Source organism: Halobacterium jilantaiense (assembly GCF_900110535.1).
In the GTDB taxonomy this organism is placed as follows: Archaea; Halobacteriota; Halobacteria; order Halobacteriales; family Halobacteriaceae; genus Halobacterium; species Halobacterium jilantaiense.
The window spans coordinates 1,244,280-1,262,437 of sequence record NZ_FOJA01000001.1 but is presented as its reverse complement, the minus strand read 5'-3'; the positions used below and the strand labels follow the sequence as shown (position 1 = coordinate 1,262,437).

At 71.7% G+C, this 18,158-nt stretch carries 19 protein-coding genes and 1 tRNA gene; 10 read left to right on the top strand and 10 right to left on the bottom strand.

The window, feature by feature from the left end:
* Window positions 1-290: 290 nt before the first annotated feature.
* The 7 genes from BMW35_RS06500 to BMW35_RS06470 are packed head-to-tail and all read right to left on the bottom strand — an operon-like array spanning window position 291 to window position 7,021.
* Complete coding sequence (locus BMW35_RS06500; protein ID WP_089668563.1) at window positions 291-803, bottom strand: DUF7261 family protein; 513 nt, start codon at window positions 801-803, stop codon at window positions 291-293.
* Window positions 785-1,204, bottom strand: coding sequence for a DUF7262 family protein (locus BMW35_RS06495; RefSeq protein WP_089668562.1), 420 nt, complete (start codon window positions 1,202-1,204; stop codon window positions 785-787). Before BMW35_RS06495 ends, BMW35_RS06500 begins: the two co-directional genes overlap by 19 nt.
* Entirely contained in the window at window positions 1,197-1,859 is a 663-nt protein-coding gene (locus tag BMW35_RS06490) for a DUF7263 family protein (protein ID WP_089668561.1), read from the bottom strand. The genes BMW35_RS06495 and BMW35_RS06490 overlap by 8 nt, the downstream gene beginning before the upstream one ends.
* Window positions 1,856-2,323 carry a DUF7266 family protein gene (locus BMW35_RS06485; protein ID WP_089668560.1) on the bottom strand — a complete coding sequence of 156 codons (468 nt, stop codon included), beginning with the start codon at window positions 2,321-2,323 and terminating at the stop codon, window positions 1,856-1,858. The genes BMW35_RS06490 and BMW35_RS06485 overlap by 4 nt, the downstream gene beginning before the upstream one ends.
* Entirely contained in the window at window positions 2,320-3,036 is a 717-nt protein-coding gene (locus BMW35_RS06480; protein WP_089668559.1) for a DUF7289 family protein, read from the bottom strand. The genes BMW35_RS06485 and BMW35_RS06480 overlap by 4 nt, the downstream gene beginning before the upstream one ends.
* The gene (locus tag BMW35_RS06475; RefSeq protein ID WP_089668558.1) at window positions 3,033-4,880 is read right to left on the bottom strand and encodes a type II secretion system F family protein; all 1,848 of its coding nucleotides are present in this window, start codon (window positions 4,878-4,880) and stop codon (window positions 3,033-3,035) included. Before BMW35_RS06475 ends, BMW35_RS06480 begins: the two co-directional genes overlap by 4 nt.
* On the bottom strand, window positions 4,877-7,021 hold the full coding sequence (locus BMW35_RS06470; RefSeq protein ID WP_089668557.1) for a type II/IV secretion system ATPase subunit: 2,145 nt from the start codon (window positions 7,019-7,021) through the stop codon (window positions 4,877-4,879). Before BMW35_RS06470 ends, BMW35_RS06475 begins: the two co-directional genes overlap by 4 nt.
* Window positions 7,022-7,179: 158 nt before the next feature.
* On the opposite strand from BMW35_RS06470, the gene BMW35_RS15875 reads away from it, so the two are divergent.
* The 5 genes from BMW35_RS15875 to BMW35_RS06445 are packed head-to-tail and all read left to right on the top strand — an operon-like array spanning window position 7,180 to window position 11,514.
* Window positions 7,180-8,169, top strand: a complete 990-nt coding sequence (locus BMW35_RS15875) for a DUF4129 domain-containing protein (RefSeq protein ID WP_089668556.1) — start codon at window positions 7,180-7,182, stop codon at window positions 8,167-8,169.
* Between the two features lie 51 nt (window positions 8,170-8,220).
* A complete protein-coding gene (locus BMW35_RS15870) occupies window positions 8,221-9,183 on the top strand; it encodes a DUF4129 domain-containing protein (RefSeq protein WP_245708144.1) in 963 nt (320 codons plus the stop codon).
* Window positions 9,183-9,761 carry a DUF7269 family protein gene (locus BMW35_RS06455; protein WP_089668555.1) on the top strand — a complete coding sequence of 193 codons (579 nt, stop codon included), beginning with the start codon at window positions 9,183-9,185 and terminating at the stop codon, window positions 9,759-9,761. Before BMW35_RS15870 ends, BMW35_RS06455 begins: the two co-directional genes overlap by 1 nt.
* Window positions 9,761-11,023: a DUF58 domain-containing protein gene (locus BMW35_RS06450; protein ID WP_089668554.1), complete on the top strand. Its 1,263-nt coding sequence runs from the start codon at window positions 9,761-9,763 to the stop codon at window positions 11,021-11,023. Before BMW35_RS06455 ends, BMW35_RS06450 begins: the two co-directional genes overlap by 1 nt.
* Window positions 11,020-11,514 carry a DUF7519 family protein gene (locus tag BMW35_RS06445; protein WP_143052161.1) on the top strand — a complete coding sequence of 165 codons (495 nt, stop codon included), beginning with the start codon at window positions 11,020-11,022 and terminating at the stop codon, window positions 11,512-11,514. Before BMW35_RS06450 ends, BMW35_RS06445 begins: the two co-directional genes overlap by 4 nt.
* 50 nt (window positions 11,515-11,564) lie before the next feature.
* Here BMW35_RS06445 and BMW35_RS06440 read toward each other — a convergent pair whose 3' ends face one another.
* A complete protein-coding gene (locus BMW35_RS06440; RefSeq protein ID WP_089668552.1) occupies window positions 11,565-12,014 on the bottom strand; it encodes a DUF7979 domain-containing protein in 450 nt (149 codons plus the stop codon).
* A 148-nt stretch (window positions 12,015-12,162) separates the two neighbouring features.
* On the bottom strand, window positions 12,163-13,116 hold the full coding sequence (locus tag BMW35_RS06435; RefSeq protein WP_089668551.1) for an AAA family ATPase: 954 nt from the start codon (window positions 13,114-13,116) through the stop codon (window positions 12,163-12,165).
* 101 nt (window positions 13,117-13,217) lie between these two features.
* On the opposite strand from BMW35_RS06435, the gene BMW35_RS06430 reads away from it, so the two are divergent.
* Together BMW35_RS06430 and BMW35_RS06425 are read left to right on the top strand one after the other, a co-directional pair.
* A tRNA-Ser gene (locus tag BMW35_RS06430) sits at window positions 13,218-13,302 on the top strand.
* 109 nt (window positions 13,303-13,411) lie between these two features.
* On the top strand, window positions 13,412-14,500 hold the full coding sequence (locus BMW35_RS06425) for a S1C family serine protease (protein ID WP_342706486.1): 1,089 nt from the start codon (window positions 13,412-13,414) through the stop codon (window positions 14,498-14,500).
* Here the strand turns inward: BMW35_RS06425 and BMW35_RS06420 are convergent.
* Entirely contained in the window at window positions 14,497-14,847 is a 351-nt protein-coding gene (locus BMW35_RS06420; protein WP_089668550.1) for a DUF192 domain-containing protein, read from the bottom strand. The two genes, BMW35_RS06425 and BMW35_RS06420, sit on opposite strands and share 4 nt — an antisense overlap.
* Before the next feature lie 60 nt (window positions 14,848-14,907).
* Here BMW35_RS06420 and BMW35_RS06415 point away from each other — a divergent pair, with 60 nt between their 5' ends.
* The 3 genes from BMW35_RS06415 (at window position 14,908) to BMW35_RS06405 (ending at window position 18,136) form a co-directional block, all read left to right on the top strand.
* A complete protein-coding gene (locus tag BMW35_RS06415) occupies window positions 14,908-15,435 on the top strand; it encodes a DUF7097 family protein (RefSeq protein ID WP_089668549.1) in 528 nt (175 codons plus the stop codon).
* 255 nt (window positions 15,436-15,690) lie between these two features.
* Window positions 15,691-16,245, top strand: coding sequence for a GMP synthase subunit A (locus tag BMW35_RS06410; protein ID WP_089668548.1), 555 nt, complete (start codon window positions 15,691-15,693; stop codon window positions 16,243-16,245).
* A gap of 19 nt (window positions 16,246-16,264) precedes the next feature.
* Entirely contained in the window at window positions 16,265-18,136 is a 1,872-nt protein-coding gene (locus BMW35_RS06405) for a DUF2070 family protein (RefSeq protein ID WP_089668547.1), read from the top strand.
* Window positions 18,137-18,158: the final 22 nt, after the last annotated feature.

The following is an 18,158-nucleotide window of genomic DNA, read 5'->3' as shown; positions in this document are numbered from 1 at the left end:
CGCGTGCCCATACCACCGCTGGCGGCATCTGTTGTCTTTGTTATAAAACGCCGATTCGCGAGTAGGCTCGGCCCCGGCAGCACAACGCCGAAGCTACGAGCCGCCGTGCGTCGGGCTGCTGCGCGAAATCCGGTCCTACTGTCGCTTCCCGGAGACGAGTACTCCAGCCGCTGTGACCCGCGGCGGTGTCGAGTGGCGTACAGGCCAGCGGTCGGCCGCCTGGCCGGCCCAGCGTGCCGGCGGCAACCGCCCCATTCCACGAAGTAAGCTCGCCGCCATTCGCCGAACTGTCACCTCGGTTGAAGTACCCGCGTGAACGTCGTCGTTCCGTCCGGCGTCGTCACGCGCACGTCGAGCGCGACTGCGACGACCACAGTCTCGTTCGCGCGTTCCTGGAGGACCACACCGCCGTCGCGCTCGCAGTCACCGAACGCGCGTCCGCGACCACTGGGGCACGCGACACCCGCTACGGCGGACTCGTTCTCCGTGACGTGCACGGCGACGGCGTCGCCCAGCCGACTCCGCTCCAGTGTGTCGACCGGTGGCCCGAGCGCCGCGCGGAGTTCTCGTACTGCCGCCTCGCGCTCGCTCCAGGGCCGCCCGGTCGCGCGCTCCGCGGCGTCGTCCACGAGCCGGTCGAGTTCGCTCGCCACGCGCTCGCCGTGGTCTGCGTCAGGGTCGGCGACATCGGGCGCGTAGCCGAACTGGAGGTAGGCCGCCGCGACCGGAACGAGCGCGAGCGCCGCGACGGCCGCCGCGACGAGCACGAGTTGGCCGCGCCGCGTCACGCGTACCACACCCATACCGTCACTGTCCCACCGCCCGTGGGGACCGTCGCGACGCCCGTCGGCACAGTCGACGGGCGCGCGTACCCGACCGTCCCGTGGGGCGTCGCCACCCGGAAGAGGAGGTTGTCAGGGAGGATGCGGTCGACGCGGCGCTCCAGCGCGTCGGCCTCCCGGTCGAACGCGTCCTCTGACGCCGCGACCTCCGCGAGTCGGGTGCTGTCGCCGTGCTGGGGCGGTTCGTTCGCGAGCACTGTCGCGGCATCGCTGGCGTACGCGTCCAGCTGGGCGTCCCGTGGGACGCCGCCCGCTGGCGACCCGAACGCGAACGCCGCCGCGACCGCGACCACGAACAGCACGCCGACGGCGGCCTCGACAGCCGGCAGCGACACCTGGCCGCGCGGCGGCTGCTCACGCATCGACGGTCACCTCTAGGACGGCCTTGCTCGTGGTCTCGACGCGGTAGCCGACTGTCAGCGCCCTGGGGCCGAGGTCGCGGTTCGCGTCGAGTGCCAGCGTCACGGTGTCGTACCGGGAGAGCGCGAGGTCGTAGCGGCCGTCGAGGCCGCCGGGGTCGTGGAGCACGACGCGGTCGTTCGCCCGGACGGTCGTCACGCGCGTCCCGGTCGGCGGGTCCAGCCGGACCGTCGCGTTCGCGGTCCGCCGCGGGAGCGTCACCGCGTCTTTCCCGGAGAGCGCGGCGTCGAGCGTCCGCCGCTCGGTGTCCGCGACGAGCACGATGCGGCGCACGGTCTCGCCGCGCTTCGGGTCGCCGCGCGCAGCGACAGTCTCCCCATCGAGCCGGAGCTGGCAGTCCGCGGCTCCCGGGCAGAGCCCTCCCGAGGCGTTCTCGACCGCGTCTCGCGAGAGGACGTTTGCGCGCACCGAGAGCGGGCCGTCTGCGGCGACCAGGCGCTCGGCGAGCGACGACACCAAGCGAGTGTCCTGCGCGTCCGTGTTCGCGGCCGCGAACGCGCCGCCCGCGAGCGCCACGGCGACGCCGACGCTCGCGCCGACCAGCAGCAGCGCCACCGCCAGCGCGGGCAGATTCGCCTGCCCCCGGCTCGCGGTCACCGGTCGCTCACCTCACTCGGCTCGTCCGCGAGCACGACGACCACGCCGCCCGCTGGGTGCGGTTCGACGCGGACGACGCCACCGCCGCCGTCCCACGCGCCCGTGACGGTCCGGACGCGGTCGGGGAGCACGAGCGGCGTCGACCCGCCGACGCTCGGGTGGTCGTGGGCGAGGACGAGCGACCCGTTCGCCGCCCGAATCTCGTAGCCGTAGTCCCTGATGCTCTCGGGCAGCGACACCCGGCGCTCGACCGCGGCCTCCCGGCCCGACGGCGGGACGGCAGCTTCCACCTCCGCGGCGGCGTGTTCGAGCGCGCGCTCGCCGACTTCGCTCCCGGCGGCGTTCCGGGCGTCGGGCACCACGCCGCCGTACAGCGCCGTCGTCGCAGTGGCGACGAACAGCACGACGATGCCGGCTTCGAGGGCCTTCCCGACGGCGGGCGTGACCGCGCGGCCGGCGGTCACTCGACGGTCACCTCCGTCTCGTGGACGACGAGGTAGCCGGTGCGCACGCCGTCGAAGTGAGCCACGACGCTCCGGACCCCGTCGCCGTCGAAGTCACGGGTCGTGGTCGTCGCGCCCATCGCCTCGAACTCGTCGGCGACGGCGTCGACGTACTCCGTCTCGACGGCGACCCGGTAGCCGGCGTCCCCGAGGCTGCGGCGGTGGTGGCTGACGTTCGACCGGACGGTTCTGGTGACGCCGCCACCGCCGCTGGCCGCCAGTGAGACGTTCCCGCGGAGTGCGGGCACGCTCACGACGAGGACGTCCGGGTCGGCGGCGACCGCGAGCGGGCTCCGGGCGCGCGCCCAGCCGTCACCCGCGACGAGCACGCTGCCCGCGAGGTAGGTCGCCGCCCGGCTGCCTGCCGAGAACCGCAGCGCGTTCGCGTCGACAGTGGCGGCCACGCCGCTCGTGTTCAACACCCGGACCTGCCGTTCGACGAGGGCGAGTTCGCCGTCCGTGAACGCCACGCCGCCCCGGTGGACGCCCGTCGTCTCGACCGGCCGGAGGGCGTCGTCGAGGTCGCCGGCGACCCGCCGGGTGTCGCTGGCGGCGGCGTGCTGGTCGACGACGGTGCCGACGCTCGCCGTGAGCGCGCCGAGCGCGACAACCGTGACGCCGAGCAGGATTGCGACGCCGACGACGTTCGACTGCGCGCGGTTCTCGCGCGTCACAGCATCCCCACCCCGGCGAAGACGGCGTAGGCGACCGCGACGAGCAGCCCCGAGTGCAGCAGGGCGTCGTAGCGCCCGCGGTTCGCGGCACCGGCGAACCAGCCGCAGGCCAGCATCGTCGCCTGCGTGACGACGTAGAACCGGAAGCGGTCGCGCTCCAGGTCGACAGCGCCGGGGTCGATGGCGAGGCCGCCCGCGTTCGCGGCGTCCGAGACCGCCGAGAGCTGCGCGAAGCTGTCGAGGACGGCGAGGTTCACGGCGACCGTGATGCCGACGACGAGCAGCGCGGTCGTCCAGCCGACGGCGACGTAGACGAGCAGCCGGGAGCGGAGCGCGCGCTTCTCGTGGTAGAGCCGGCCGACCTCCGCCTGCAGCGCCTCGAAGGCGGCGTCGGCGTCGCTGCCGGCGTCGAGCGCGCCGGAGACGAGGCCAACGGTCTGGGCGGCGAGCTGGGTGTCGACGCGCTCGACGAACTGGCCGAGGGCGGCCGCCCGGACATCCTCGTCGTGGGTGGTGACTGCGAGGTTGAACGCGAGGTCGTCGACGTCGGGGTTCAGCGGGCCGAGGTCGACGTCGTCGGCGACCCGGGAGACGGCGTCGCCGAACGGCCGGCCGAGGCTGACGTGGCCGGAGACGGCGTGGACGAAGTCCTGTATCTCGCGGTCCTTCGCGTCGTCGATACGCGCGCGGCGTGCGGCGACAGCGCCGACCGGGACGGCGAACGCGACGTACGACAGCAGCGCGACGTTCACCACGTTCAGGCCCGTGTCGGCGAGCCAGCCGCCCACGGCGAGCGCAGGCAGGGCGGCGACGACGGCGGCGTCCGCTGGGTTTCTGGCTGCGTTCGCGAGCACGCCGAGGCCGGTCGAGCGGCTGTGGCCGTGCCAGGCGAACCCTCGGGGCCGCATATCGCCGACGAGCCAGGCGGCGAGCACGCCGACGACGAGCACGAAGCCAGCGCTGCCGTAGACCAGCATCGCGCGCACCGTGGTCGTTCCGAGCGGCGTGGCGACCGGTGCCCCGAGCCCGGGCGCGAGGACGCTCATGACGGTGGCGACGATGACCAGCAGCGCGGGCAACACCAGGAGAACGATGAACAGTTCGGCGACGAGTTCGAGGAAACCCGCGGCGCGCTCGCGGCTGCGTTCGCGGCTGTTCGCGAGCATCCGCGATTCGAGTTCGAGGTACTGGGCGACGGCGTCCGGGCCCTGGGCGGCGTGCTCGCGGAGCTTCAGCAGGAAGGGCGCGAGCACGTCCCGGCTCGGCGTGTCGCGGGCGACGACTCGCAGCCCGCGGTCGACGCTGCCAGTGAGTTCGGCGGTGTTGAGCACGTCCCGGAACGCCGCCGCGGTCTCGCCGTAGGCGGCCGGCCGGTCGGCGATGCGCGCGAGGAGAGCCCGCTCGTCCGTCGTGCCGGACGCGAGCACGGAAAGGTAGCGGACGGCACCCGGCAGTGTGGCCTGGATGTCCGCCCGGCGGGCTTTCGCCCGCCAGCCGAGGTAGCGGCCGCCCGCCCACACTGTCGCCCGCTTGGTGACGAGCCCCAGCGGGAGGCCCACGGCGAGCCACACGGCGGCCGGCTGGCTCGCCGGCAGGACCTGCGCTATCGGTGCGAGCGGGCCGACCCCGAGCGCGAGTCCGGTGACCGCCGCTGCCGCCGCGACGGCCGCGAGCGCGAGCCAGGACGCGCCGTAGACGCGGGCGAGGAAGACGTCGAACCCGAGGTCGAGGCGGGTGGCGCGGTAGCGTTTGCGGTCGGGGTCGTGGCGGTCGCGGTCCGCCTGCCGCGCGAACAGCGCGTACAGTGCGCGGTCGACCACGCCGAGCGTGTCGCCGCCGGTCACTCGCCGGCCCTCCGCTGGAGTCGCTCGACGGTCGCTGCCTCGTCGGTGCGGAGGTCCGACAGCAGCCCGAACAGCTCGTCGAAGTCGTCGACGCCCTCGCGGTGGAGGTACTCGACGTAGCGGCGTTTCTGCGCGAACTCGTCGTGGACGTCCTCGACGGGCCGGTCGGTGCGCGCCGCGAGCGCATCGAAGAACCGCACGTCCGCGACGCCCCGGAACGAGTAGTCGCTCTCGCTGCCCGGTTCGCGCTCGGCGACCCGGCGGTAGTGGACTGCGCCGCCGTCCTTCTCGATGGTCTCCGTGGCGTCGTCGGGGTCGTTGACGAACTCCACGACCTCGCCGACGTACCGGTCGCCGTTGACGTGCCGGGGGAAGACGACGAGGTCGACCTCGCGGAGGAGGTAGGCGGGGACGCCCTGCTCGACCGCCCGGTTCACGAGCGTCTCCACGTCCTCGGCGTGCGTCGTGCCGACGACGCCGTGGCCGGTGTTCAGCACCTGCGCGAAGCTCTCGAAGCTCTCCCGGGTGTTGATTTCGGCGATGACCTCCACGTCGGGATTGAGATAATTGGTCTCGGTCATCAGGTCCGCCATCGAGACGCGCTTGAACTCGCGCTCGTGGTCGCGGGTGGTCAGTGAGACGCCGGTCTCGTGTGGGAGCCGGACCTCCCGGCTGCCCTCGTCGATGCTGATGGGGCGGTCGTCGAAGGGGACGAACGGCATGTGGGCGTTCATCAGCGTCGTCTTCCCGACGCCGGTGGGACCCGAGTAGAGGACGACGCCGTGGTGTTCGTACACCATCCAGAGCAGCGCGACGACCTCCGGAGTGATGCTGTCGCGCTCCAGGAGGTCGACGGGTGTGAGCGCGTCGGCGGCCTGCTTCCGGATGGAGACGTGCGGGCCGTCCTCGCTGATTGCGGGGAGCGCGACCGCACACCGGATGGTCACGTCGTCGGTGACCTCCGCGGGTTCGAGGTTGACCTTCGCCGACGGATTGGAGGCGTTGAGTTCGACGCCGTCCCGGGCGGCGAGCTGGGTGACGAGGTTGACGAATCGCTGCTCGTCGTCCAGCACGAGGTTGGTGGGGAGCCGTTCGCCGTGCGCGCGCAGGCTCCCGCGCGGCACGACTTTCACGCGCTCCCCGAGGCGGTTCGCTTCCACGTCTTCGAGGTGGGGGTCGCGGATGGGGACCGTGAGTTCGCCGTCGCCGACGAAGTCCCGGAGGACGTAGTACGTCAGGTCCTCCAGCCGGTCGTCACTGAACCGCCACCCGACCGGCGGGACGGCGAGGCCGTACTCGGCGAGCGCGGCCCGCACTCTGTGCCGGGTGGCGTCCAGCCACGCCCGCGTGTTCCGGACGGTGAGCCGCCGGGAGAGGAGCGTGCGGGCGCGTTCGGCGACGAACTCGGTGCGGTCGCGGCCGTCGCCGAGCACGTCCGAGACGCTGGCCTCCCAGATGCGGTCCTTGCACTCGGCGACGAGTTCGTCGTCGCCGGGGAGGCGGTCGGGCTCGCGGACGGCGTACTTGGTGTCGAAGGCGTCCCGGCCGAGTACGCGCTCTCGGTAGACCACCACGGGTATCTCGAAGTCGCGGAACGGCACGGTGTAGCGCGCGAGTCGCTCGGAGAGGAAGCGGTCGAGGTGCGGCGGGTCCGCGGGGAGGTCGGTTCGGGCCGGCGCGTACTCGCTGGTGTGAACGGCGAGGCAGTCGCTGGTAGCGTCGGCGACCTCCACGTCGTCGTCGAGGGCCAGCGGCGTGAGGTCGCCGAGCCCGCGGAGTTCGCAGAGCGCGTGGAACTCCACGCGCCTGCGGGCCGCCCGCGAGCAGTCGGTGAGTCGGGCGACGACCTGGCGGTGTTTCTCGGCGAGACCGTCGGCCACCCGCTCTCGGGTGCCCTCCCGCGTCCGGGGGCGGGAGAGCTGTGCGTCCGCGAAGTAGTCGCGGACGCGGTCGAGTGCTGTCTCGTCGCTCGCGCCGAGGACGGGCCGCCGGGCGTCGTACGCGAAGCCGCCGTCGGTCTCCGAGACGGTGACGACGGTGCCGGGGTGGACCTCGTACTGGGCGCGCACGTCCGGGGCGTACCACGCGTCCGGGCTGTCCGGCGGCGCGGGCGCGGGGACGGCGTCGGCCTGCTGGAGCATCACAGATGAGTCGCGCCTATCCTGATTTAAAATTTAGTAAACTTGAATCAGATAATTACTTGGGGAGAGTGGAACGAGCCGTTCGACTGGCTGATGGGTCAAACCGTCGTCTAACCCACCAGTAACTTTTGTTTCCCCCCGTCCGCTACGTTCTGTGCGTGACTCGTCGCCGGAGCGCGGTCGTCCTGGCGCTGGTCTGCGTGGTCGCCGTCTCGCTGGCGGCGGCGACGCTGCCGGCTCCGACCGAGCCACGGGGCTCGGGCACTGGCAGTGGCGACGAATCCCCGGTCGCGGGAGAGGGCGCTCACCAGTCGGAGAACGCGAGCAGCGGCGTCGCTCGGAACGTCGAGACGGCGACCGAGCAGACGACGCCACCGCTGTCCGGTGTCTGCGTCCCGGTCCTGCGGTCGCCGGCGTTCTTCGCGGTCGCTGCGGTCCTGACGGGGGCCGCGGCCGTCGCTGTCCGCCGACGCGTCGCCACGACGCCGACCGTCGTGGTTGTGGGCGGTGCCGTCCTCTCCGCCGTGCCGTTCTGGCTCGCGGCCACGGACTGCCGGTCGTCCGTGCCGTCGGAGTCCCGCGGCGTCGACGAACTGGTGTTCGCGCCCGGCGACACCGGCTCGTCGGGCGGCGGTGAGGCAGCGGCCGAGGCCGCGACGACCCTCCTCACCGACCCCGTAGTGGTGCTGGGCGTCGTCGCCGTGGTCGCGAGTCTGGTCGTCGTCGCGTACCACGCCACGGGCGACGACCCGGCACCGTCCAGCGACGACGCGAGCGACGAGTCCGGCGAGGCGGCCGACTCGGGCGTGAACGCGAGTCTCTCGGTCGCCGCCGCGGCGGGCGACGCGGCCGACCGCATCGAAGCCGGGGCCGACGTGGACAACGAGGTGTACCGCGCGTGGCGAGCGATGGCTGCGGCGACCGGGATTCCGGACCCCGGTGCGGCGACCCCCGCCGAGTTCGCGGCCGCGGCCCGCGACGCCGGAATGCCGGCCGAGGACGTGGCCGCGCTGACCGACGTCTTCCGGGAGGTCCGGTACGGCGACGCCGAGGCGACGCCCGACCGCGAACAGCGAGCCGTCGACGCGCTCCGCAGCCTCCAGACGGCTGCCGACCGCGACGCGGCCCTGGGGTGGGACAACCGCTAGCGAGAGAACTGTTCGCAAGACCTATGCTTTCGAGTAGATAACCGCGCGACAGTGGACCGAAACGTACGCGTCCTGATAGTCGCCCTCCTCTGTGTCCTCGCCGTCGCTCTGGCGGCGTCGACGCTCGCCGACCCCCAGTCGCCGTCCGGCGCTGGCCCGGGCGTCGGCAGCGACTTCCAGCCCGGAGACGCCGACCGGGAGGGTGACAACGACAACGCCCAGCCTGTCCCAGAACAGCCCGAAGGCGGCGACCCGATACGGCTCAGCGCTGCCTGCGTTCCCATACTGCTGTCACCGTGGGTGCTGATCGGTGGCGTGGCAGCCCTCGCCGGCGCGGGCTGGATACTGAAACGCCGCGAGAACGCCATCTACGCGGCCGCAGTCCTGTTCCCGGTGACCCTGTTCCTCGCGGTGCCGTACATGCTGTTGACGGACTGCGGAACCAGCAGCCCCCTGAATCAGCGCGACGCCGCGCTCCTTCCCGAGCTTCAGAACAACTCCAGCGGCGGCGACTTCGGCGGGAACGCCGCCGGGAAGGCCGTCGACCAGCTGGTCTCTCCGACCGTCCTCGTCGGCCTGCTCGTGGTCGTCGCCGTCCTGTTCGCCGTGCTCGCGTACCGCGCGAGCGGCGACGACGAACCCGACGACGACCCGCTTCCCGAGGCGAAGACCGGCGACCCGGAGGACCGGGACGCGCTGGCCGCCGTCGGCGCGGCCGCCGGCGAGGCGGCCGACCGCATCGAGGACGCCGCCGACGTGGACAACGAGGTGTACCGCGCGTGGCGGGACATGACCGACCACATCGACCTGCCCGACCCGGAGACGAGCACGCCGCGGGAGTTCGCGACGGCCGCCTGCGACGCCGGCATGGACGCCGCCCACGTCGACGCGCTGACCGACGTCTTCCGGGAGGTCCGGTACGGCGGAGCCGAGGCGACGCCTGACCGCGAGGAACGAGCCGTCGACGCGCTGCGAGCCATCGAACAGCGGTACACGGAGGGTGGTGAGCGCTGATGCTGCGCCGCATCCTGCTCGCGCTCGGCGTCGTGCTGGCCGCCCTCGGGTTCGCCGTCGCGGTCCAGCCGTCGCTCGCGCGCACCCTCCGGTTCCCGCCGCTCCCGACGATAGTCATCGCCGCGCTCGCGGCCGCGTTCGCGCTCTCCGCGGGCATCGCCCGCAGCTCCACGGAGTTCCGCGACGAGACCGACGACGAGGACCGCAACGAATCGCTCGAACCCCGGTTCGAGCCGCCGCGGCCCGGCGAGGACATCGACGCTCGCCTCCGCGAGGGCTCGGGCAGCTTCCGAACCAACCTCGACGACGCGCAGTTCAGCGACCGACTCCGCAGCGTCACCGTGCGCGCGCTCGTGGACGCTCGGGGGCTCGCGCCGGAGGAAGCCGAACGCCAACTCGACGAGGGCACGTGGACCGACGACCGGGCCGCCGCGGCGTTCTTCGCGGAGGACGTCGACTCGCCGGCCACGGACGTCTTCGACGCCATCCTCAGCGCCGACCCGGTCTACGAGCGGCAGGCCGAACACGTCGTCCGCGAACTCCGACACATTGTCGGCCTCCGGGGAGGTGAGAGCTGATGCGCTCCGAGGAGACCCTTCGGTGGCGCGGCGCGGTCGCGCTGGCGCTGTTCGCGCTCGCAGTCGGCGCAGCCACCCGCGTGCCCGGCGTGCTCGTCCTCGGCGTGTTCGGAGTCGCAGTCGCGGGCTACGCGCGGCTGTTCACCGCGCCCGACCCCTGCCTCTCGGTCGAGCGGTCGCTGTCCGACGACGACCCGGAGCCCGGCGACCGGGTCGACGTGACCCTGACGGTCACGAACGAGGGGTCGCTGCTGCCCGACCTCCGCGTCGTCGACGGCGTCCCGGAGACCCTCTCGGTGGTCTCGGGGTCGCCGCGGCTCGCCACCGCGCTCCGCGCCGGGAAGTCCGCGTCCGTCACCTACACAGTCGAGGTGATTCGTGGCGAACACGAGTTCGGTAGCGTCGACGTGGTCGCCCGCGACGCGTCGGGCGGCCACGAGACCCGGATGTCCGTCGCCACCGAGTCGGCGCTCGCGTGCGTCCCAGACCTCCCGCGCCTGGAGTCGTTCCCGCTGCGGGCACAGACCGTCCAGCGCGTCGGCCGCGTCTCGACGTCGACCGGCGGCTCCGGCGTGGAGTTCCACGCCACCCGCGAGTACCGCTCCGGTGACCCCCTCAGTCGAGTGGACTGGAAGCGCCTCGCCCGGGACGGCGAGCTCGCGACCATCCAGTTCCGGGAGGAGCGCGCCGCCACCGTCGTCGCGGTCGTCGACACCCGCGCCCAGGCCCACGTCGCCGACCAGGACGGCACGAACGCCGTCGAGTACGGCGTGGAGGCCGCGGGCGGCGTTGCGTCCGCCCTTCTCGACTCGGGCGACCAGGTCGGTGTCGCCTCGCTCGGCCCGTACTGGGCGTGGCTCGCGCCCGGCCTCGGCCGCGAACACCGCGCCCGCCTCGAAGAACTGCTCGCCCGCGACCGCGGCTTCTCCGTGTCGACCCCGGACCGCAGATTCCTCGGTGCGCTGGTGTTCCGGCGGCTCCGCAAACACCTCCCGGACGACGCCCAAGTGGTGTTCTGCTCGCCGCTCGTCGACGACGACGCCGCCGAGTACGTCCGCCGGCTGGAGGCCAGCGGCCACCCCGTGACGGTCGTGTCGCCGGATGTCACGGGCGCGGACACGCTCGGCCAGCAGTTCTCGCGCGTGGAGCGCGCGGTCCGCATCCGGTCGCTGCGGACGGCTGGCGTCCGCGTCATCGACTGGCGGGCCGGCGACTCGCTGGCGCTCGCCGTCGCCGACGCCGAACGGGGGTGGTCGGCGTGACGGAGTTCGACGCCCGGCCGCCGACCGTCGCCGTCGCGCCCGCCGCCGTCGCCGCCGTCGTCGCGCTCGTGCCGGCGCTCGGCTCCGGCATCGGCCTCGCGCTCGGCGCTGCCGGCGCTGGGCTGCTCGTGTTCGGTGCCCAGCAGGGCACCCGGCGGTTCGTCTCGCTCGGCGCGGCCACGCTCGCCGTCGGCGTCGTGTTCGGTGCCGCCACCGGCCTCGACCCCGCGTACACGCTCGTGGGCGGGGTCGGCACTGTCGTCGCGTACGACGCCGGCGAGCACGCCGTCAGCCTCGGCGTCGACGTCGGCCGCGACGCCCGCGTCGGGCAGTCCGTCCTCGTCCACGTGTTCTCGACGGCGGCGCTCTCGGCGCTCGTCGCGGCCGTCACGCTCGTCGTCTACACGTTCGGCCCGAGAAGTCTCCCCGTGACTGCCCTCGTGACGCTACTGCTCGGCGGGACGCTGCTCGCGTACGTCCTCCGGACCTGACGGCTACCGTCGCCGGCGGTCCGGCTCGCGACCACGGGCTGGGCGGCGGGCTAGTTCGCGAAGTGGTAGCGCCGAACCGACTCGACTATCGTCAGCAGACCGCCGACGGCGAGGCCGATAACTGTCAGTCCCATCGGCTCCGTCGCCGGGAAGACGGACTGGTACGTGAATGTGTGTACCATCCCGTTCTTGCGCACCCGCAGTTGCGTCGGTTCGAAGGCGAGGTTGGCCCTTCCGGGGAGCGGCTGACTGGTCTCGAAGACGTACTGCTCGCCGTCGAGCGCGCCGTCAACGACGCGCTGCTGTTGGTCCGTGAGAACGTCGTACGGAATCCCGTCCCCCTCCGTCGTCGCGCCGGTCGCTTCTTGCTGGAACTCGTACTGGAGGGCGGGGAGGGTCAACATCACCGCGGCGGCACACATGAAGGTGCCGAGGATGAACAGCCCGTAGTAGAGCCGCTTCCGTCTGGCCACGTCCGGCGGGTCGACTGTTCCAGTCATTACTCGGTTACTTCGACCAGAATTGATAAGTTTTCTTCACTCCTGCGGGCGCAACCTGTTCCCGCGCGGTGGTCGCGACAGACGAACACGAGGCTCTCTGTCGCTCGTCTCGTCGGCCGGGGGAGAGACGGCGGCGAGCAGTCCGGCGTCAGGCCTCGACGGTCGGGACCGAAACGTCGTCGAGGACGCTGTCAACGATGTCGCGTTTCGCGACGTTCTCGACGGCCGCGTCCGGCGTCAGCACGAGCCGGTGGGCGAGCACGTTCGGCGCGAGGCGCTTCACGTCCTCCGGCACGACGTACTCGCGGCCCTTCACCGCGGCCCGGGCTCGCGCCGCCTCGAACAGCCGCTGGGTGCCCCGGGGGCTCACGCCGACGTCGACGCGGCGGTCCTCGCGGGTCGCACGCGCGATGGACACCATGTACTGGAGGAGGTCGCCCTCGACGCGCACGTCCTCGGGTGCCTGCTTCACGGCCTGCACGCGCTCGTCGTCCAGCACCGGCTCGACGGTCGGGCTCCGGGTGTCGCGGCCCGCGCGCCGCCGGAGCAGGTCGAGTTCGCCCGCCTCGTCCGGGTAGCCGATGCCGGCCTTCGCCACGAACCGGTCCATCTGCGCCTCCGGGAGCGGGAACGTCCCCTCCTGGTCGACGGGGTTCTGGGTCGCGATGACGAAAAACGGGTCCGGCAGCTCCATCGTCTCGCCGTCGATGGTCGCCTGCCCCTCCTCCATCGCTTCGAGGAGCGCCGCCTGCGTCTTCGGCGGCGCGCGGTTGATCTCGTCCGCCAGCACCACGTTCGCGAAGATGGGGCCGGGCTGGAACTCGAACTCCCGGGTCTTCTCGTTGAAGACGTGAGTGCCCAGCACGTCCGTCGGCAGCAGGTCCGGGGTGAACTGCACGCGGCTGAACTCGAGGCCGAGCGCCGTCGCGACGCTCCGCGCAGTCAGCGTCTTCCCGGTGCCGGGGACGTCTTCGAGGAGGACGTGGCCGTCGGCGAGGAAGCCGACGAGGACCGTTTCGAGGAACTCGCGGTCGGTGATGACCGCGGACTCCACTTCGCTCAGGACGGCGTCGCACTCGTCACGCACGCTGGTGACGTCCATACCACGTCCTTTCCCTCCCCCGGTTTATTGCTACCGGTTGGCACGACAGCCGTTTTCCGAACCGAAACCACTAAACTCACGGCCGGCCTCGCATCGAACGAGCCGAGGTAGCCTAGCCTGGCCAAGGCGGTTGCTTCGAGAGCAACTGTCCACACGGACTCAGGAGTTCAAATCTCCTCCTCGGCGTTCTACCGGCACTACGCCGCGAAGCGACGGCTGTGTCGCTGCCAGACGCCTGCGCTGGTCCCCTCGCGCTCCAGAAGCTATTCCCGGCGCTCGCCCGTACAGCCAGTCCGTGACAGATTCCATGCCGAGCCGACGCGACGTTCTCCGGCTGGGAGCGGGCGCGCTTGCGGCCGGGGTGGCGGGCTGCAGCGGGGCACCGACGAATCAGGAGACCACGGTGGCGACGACCGACGGCACGACGACTGGCGACCCGTCGACCACGCGGTCGGGCGACGTGAGCCCGTACACGCGGGTCTACCGCGAGAGCATCGACTCCGTGGTGCTGGTCCGGACCGACTCGGGCCAGGGGACGGGGTGGGTGTACGACGACGCCGTCGTGGTGACGAACGAGCACGTCGTCGGGCCGGCCGAGGAGGTGGACGTCCGGTTCAACGACGGCGAGTGGCGGGCGGGCACCGTTCTGGGCACCGACGCGCACAGCGACCTGGCGGCGATTCGCGTCGCGGACCGGCCTGCGGACGCGACGCCGCTGCCGCTGGCTGACGCGGCCCCCGTGGTCGGCCAGGAAGTGGTCGCCATCGGGAATCCGTTCGCGCTCAGCGGGTCCGCGACGACGGGCGTGGTGAGCGGCACCGACCGCGCGATTCCCGCGCCGACCGGCTACCGCATCCCGGACGCGGTCCAGACCGACGCGGCCGTGAACCCCGGGAACAGCGGCGGGCCGCTGATGTCTCTGGACAGCGAGGTGGTCGCGGTCATCAATTCGGGCGGCGGGGACAACATCGCGTTCGGCATCTCGGCGGCGCTCACCGAGCGCGTCGTGCCGGGGCTCGTCGCGGACGGCGACTACCAGCACGCCTACATCGGGCTGTCGTTCACGGCGGTGACGCCGGCCGTCGCGGAGGCCAACGACCTCGACGAGGCACGAGGCCTCCTCGTGGTGTCCGTCGACCCGACCGGGCCGTCCGCTGGCGTTATGCAGGGAAGTGACGGCACCGCGTTCGTCGACGGCCGGCAGGTGCGGACCGGCGGTGACGTGGTGCTGTCGGTCGATGGTACGACCGTCCAGACGTTCGAGGACCTGCTGAGTCTGCTCGCACTCCAGACCAGTCCCGGTGACACGGCCACTGTGGCGTACCTCCGGGACGGCGAGCGCCGGACGGCGGACATCGAGTTGGGCGTGCGCTCGGAGACCTAGTCCTCGACCCAGACGCGGTCGCCGACGCTGACGCCGCTGGCCGCACCGGCCGGGAGCTCGACGAGCGTGTCACAGCGCGCTTCCGCGCGGCCGGCCCACGCGCTCATCGTCTCGACGTGCTGGACTTCCTCGTTTTCCACCCAGAGAGCGTCGATATCGAACGGGACGAACACCATGTGAGCGTCCCGGACGCCGGCGTCCCCGAACGGGAACACGAGCGCGTAGTCGTCGGGAATCGACCGGCGGAACATCAGGCCGCGGGCCTGCGCGAGCGTGGAGTCGGCGGTGTCGACGCTGCTGGCGAGCGTCCGGACGTCGCCGCTCCCGGGGTCGTGGCGGACGTGCACGGTCGGACTGCGAGGGCGGCGGCGAAAAGCGTTACCCTGAGCGGCGACGACTGGGAGGCGATGAAGAAGACGCCGTCCGGGACGGCCGTCGGGGTCGAAGACCCCTACGAGCACGCCGGCGTCTGCGACTACGCCACCGGCGACGGCAAGTGCCGGTACGCCTTCGAGTTCCCCGAGCAGGACCGCGAGTTCGCCGCCGAGCGCCGCGCCGAGGAGTTCCGGTGCCCGGTCGCGGACGGCGACTGGGCGTGGGCGGACTGCCCGCACTACCGCTGCCGGCAGCGCGACCGCGAGTGCGTGCGCTGCGGGCTCGAAGAGCGCCGGCGCGCCCACGACGACGAGCGCCCGCTGCTCGAGGAACACCACCTCGCGTACGACAGCGACGAGGACGTCGGCCACGAGATAACAGTCTACCTCTGCCGGTGGTGTCACGCGAAGGTCCACGACTCGTGGGCGCGCGTGGACGACGACGCGAACCCGGACCCGGACGCCATCGCGGCGGCCGAGAGCCGCCGGAGCGACGAGCAGTCGGAACTCGGCTTCGAGTCGGCGGCCGAGCGCTTCGACACGGAGGACCACGAGACGTGAGCTGACTCGGTAGCTGCCGGCCACTCGGCTGTGACCGACGACCACATACCGATACCGCCGAGGAACGGCTGGCGGGCCTCGTCGTCGCGGAACGCTCCATCCAGCGAAATCGTCAGTCGCCCCGCACTCGTTGTCACATGCTACCACTCTGAGTGATTAAAACCCCACCGGCTGCCGCAGCCACTGCAACGCCTCGTCCCGGCCGCCTCACCAGAACGGGTGGGTTTTTAGTCGCGAACCGTTTACCCCGGTTCAATGACGCGCATCCTCGTCGTCGACAACCACGGGCAGTTCACCCACCTGGAGCACCGCCTGCTCCGGGACATGGACGGGGTGGACGTCGAACTCGTGGACAACACGACACCCCCCGAGGACATCGAGGCGGACGGCCTCGTGCTGTCCGGCGGCCCCGACATGGACGACGTCGGCAACTGTCGCGAGTACCTCGACCTCGACGTCCCGGTCCTCGGCATCTGTCTCGGCCTCCAACTGATTGCGGACGAACTCGGCGGCCGCGTCGAGTCCGGCGACTACGGCGGCTACGCGGACGTCGACGTCCGCATCCAGGACGAGACCGACCCCGTCGTCGGGTCGCTCGCACCCGAGACCCGCGTGTGGGCGAGCCACGCCGACGAAGTCGTCGAACTCCCCGAGGGCTTCACGCGGACCGCGGACAGCGACATCTGCGGCGTCGAAGCGATGGGGGACGCCGACCGCGACCTCTACGGCGTCCAGTGGCACCCCGAAGTCGCGCACACCGAGGAAGGCGAAGCGGTCTTCGAGAACTTCGTCGACGTCTGCGCGGAGTGACCGAGCGGGTACAGCGAGCATGACCGAGACCCAGGGCGAACTAGCGAGCCTCTCGAAGTACATCTTCCGCGCCCCACGCTGGTACACGAGCGTCGCGCTCTCGCTCGTCATCGCCGCGCTCGCGGGCGTCGCGGCCTTCGACAGCCAGTACATTCTGGAGGACGCCTGGCAGGGCCTCTTCTTCATCGGCGTCCCGACGGTCGTCGCGAGTCTCGCCACCACGCCCGTCGACCGCTACTTCGGCGGGCAACTCACGTACAACCGCTCCTCGCTGCTCGCGGTCGCCTGCGAAGTGGTGGTGGTGGTCGTGCTCGTGCTGGCGGGCGTCGTCGCCGTCCTGATTCCGCGGTTCGGCCAGAACTTCGTCTTCGACGCGCTCATCGCCGCGCTCGCGCTCGTCTTCGCGGTCCGGTTCCTCGTCATCCTCGCGGTCTCCCGGAACTCCCTGCTGGTGTCCGCGGTGCCGGCGAGCGTCCAGACCGCCACCGCCGGCCTGCTGCTGTTCGTCTACAGCGGCACCATGAACTACCTCACCGAGGGCGGCCCGCTGGTGCCGGCGTACCTCTCCCGGCCGGCGCAGGCACCCCCGGAAATCCAGTACGCGTTCGCGCCCGAGGACTTCCTGTTGCTCGCCGCGATGACCGGACTGTACGGCGGCGTCGCCTACGGCTTCGTGCTCGCCATCGACCGCCCGTGGAAACGCAGCCTCGGCGTCAGCGTGCTGGACTTCGTCGGCGGCTTCATCGGCCACATCGCCGAAGGCACCCGGGAGCTCGAGGACTTCTTCGAGCAGATCGGCGAGGAGGCCGTCGTCCCCGTCACCGTCCTGTCCTTCCGCCGGACAAGCGACGAGACCGAGAAGGCCCGCTTCGTGCTGCCGATGATTCACCCCGGACCGATGGGTGAAATCGGCGGCGGGAACCTCCCCCAGCGGGTCGCAGAGTCCGCCTCGGGGCTGGCGTTCCCACCGCACGCCACCGCCGGCCACGACTTCAACCTCGTCACCGAGCGCGAGGTCGACACGCTCGTCGACGCCGCCGCCGACGCCCACGAGACCATCGAGTACAGCGACACGGCCACCCGTCCCGTTCGCGTTCAGGAGGGTGAAGCGAAACTCCTCGCGCAGGCCTTCGACGACAAGGCGCTGCTCGTCTCCACGTACGCGCCCAAGTTCGCCGACGACGTCGAGTACGCCGTCGGGCTGTCGGCGGCCGCCGAAGCCCGGGTCGAGGGGATGGACGACGTCCTGCTCGTGGACGCCCACAACTCCAACAACGGTCTGGAAGGCGACGACCTCGGCCACGTCTACCCCGGCAGCGAGCGCTCGTTCCAGATGATTCAGGCGGCCGGCACAGCGGCCCGGGAACTCCGGGACGCCGAGGAGTCCGTCATGCGCCTCGGCGTCGCCTGGGACCGCACGCCCTGGCGGCCGAGCGACGGTATCGGCCCGCTCGGTGTCCGTGTCTCCGTTCTGGAGACCGGCGGCGACCGCACCGCGTACGTGCTCGTCGACGGCAACAACATGGAGCCCGGGCTCCGCGACGAACTCATGGACGCTCTGGACGCCGTCGGCGTCGACCACGCCGAAATCATGACGACGGACACGCACATCGTCAACACCGTCGAATCCTCGAACCAGGTCGGGGCCGCCATCGACTGGGACGACCTCACGGACGTCGTCGTCGACCTCGCCGAGGAAGCCGTCGACGACCTCGAACCGGTCGAAGCCGGGATGGCCAGCGAGCGCGCCGAAGTCACCGTCTTCGGTAACGACCGCACGGAGACGCTCGCCAGCCACGCCAACGCCGTCATCGCGATGGGTGGTGCCGTCGCCGGTCTCGCCGTCCTCGCGACGGTCACCATCAGCGTCCTCGTCTTCTTCCTCACGTAGCCCGCCGAAACACTCACGGCAC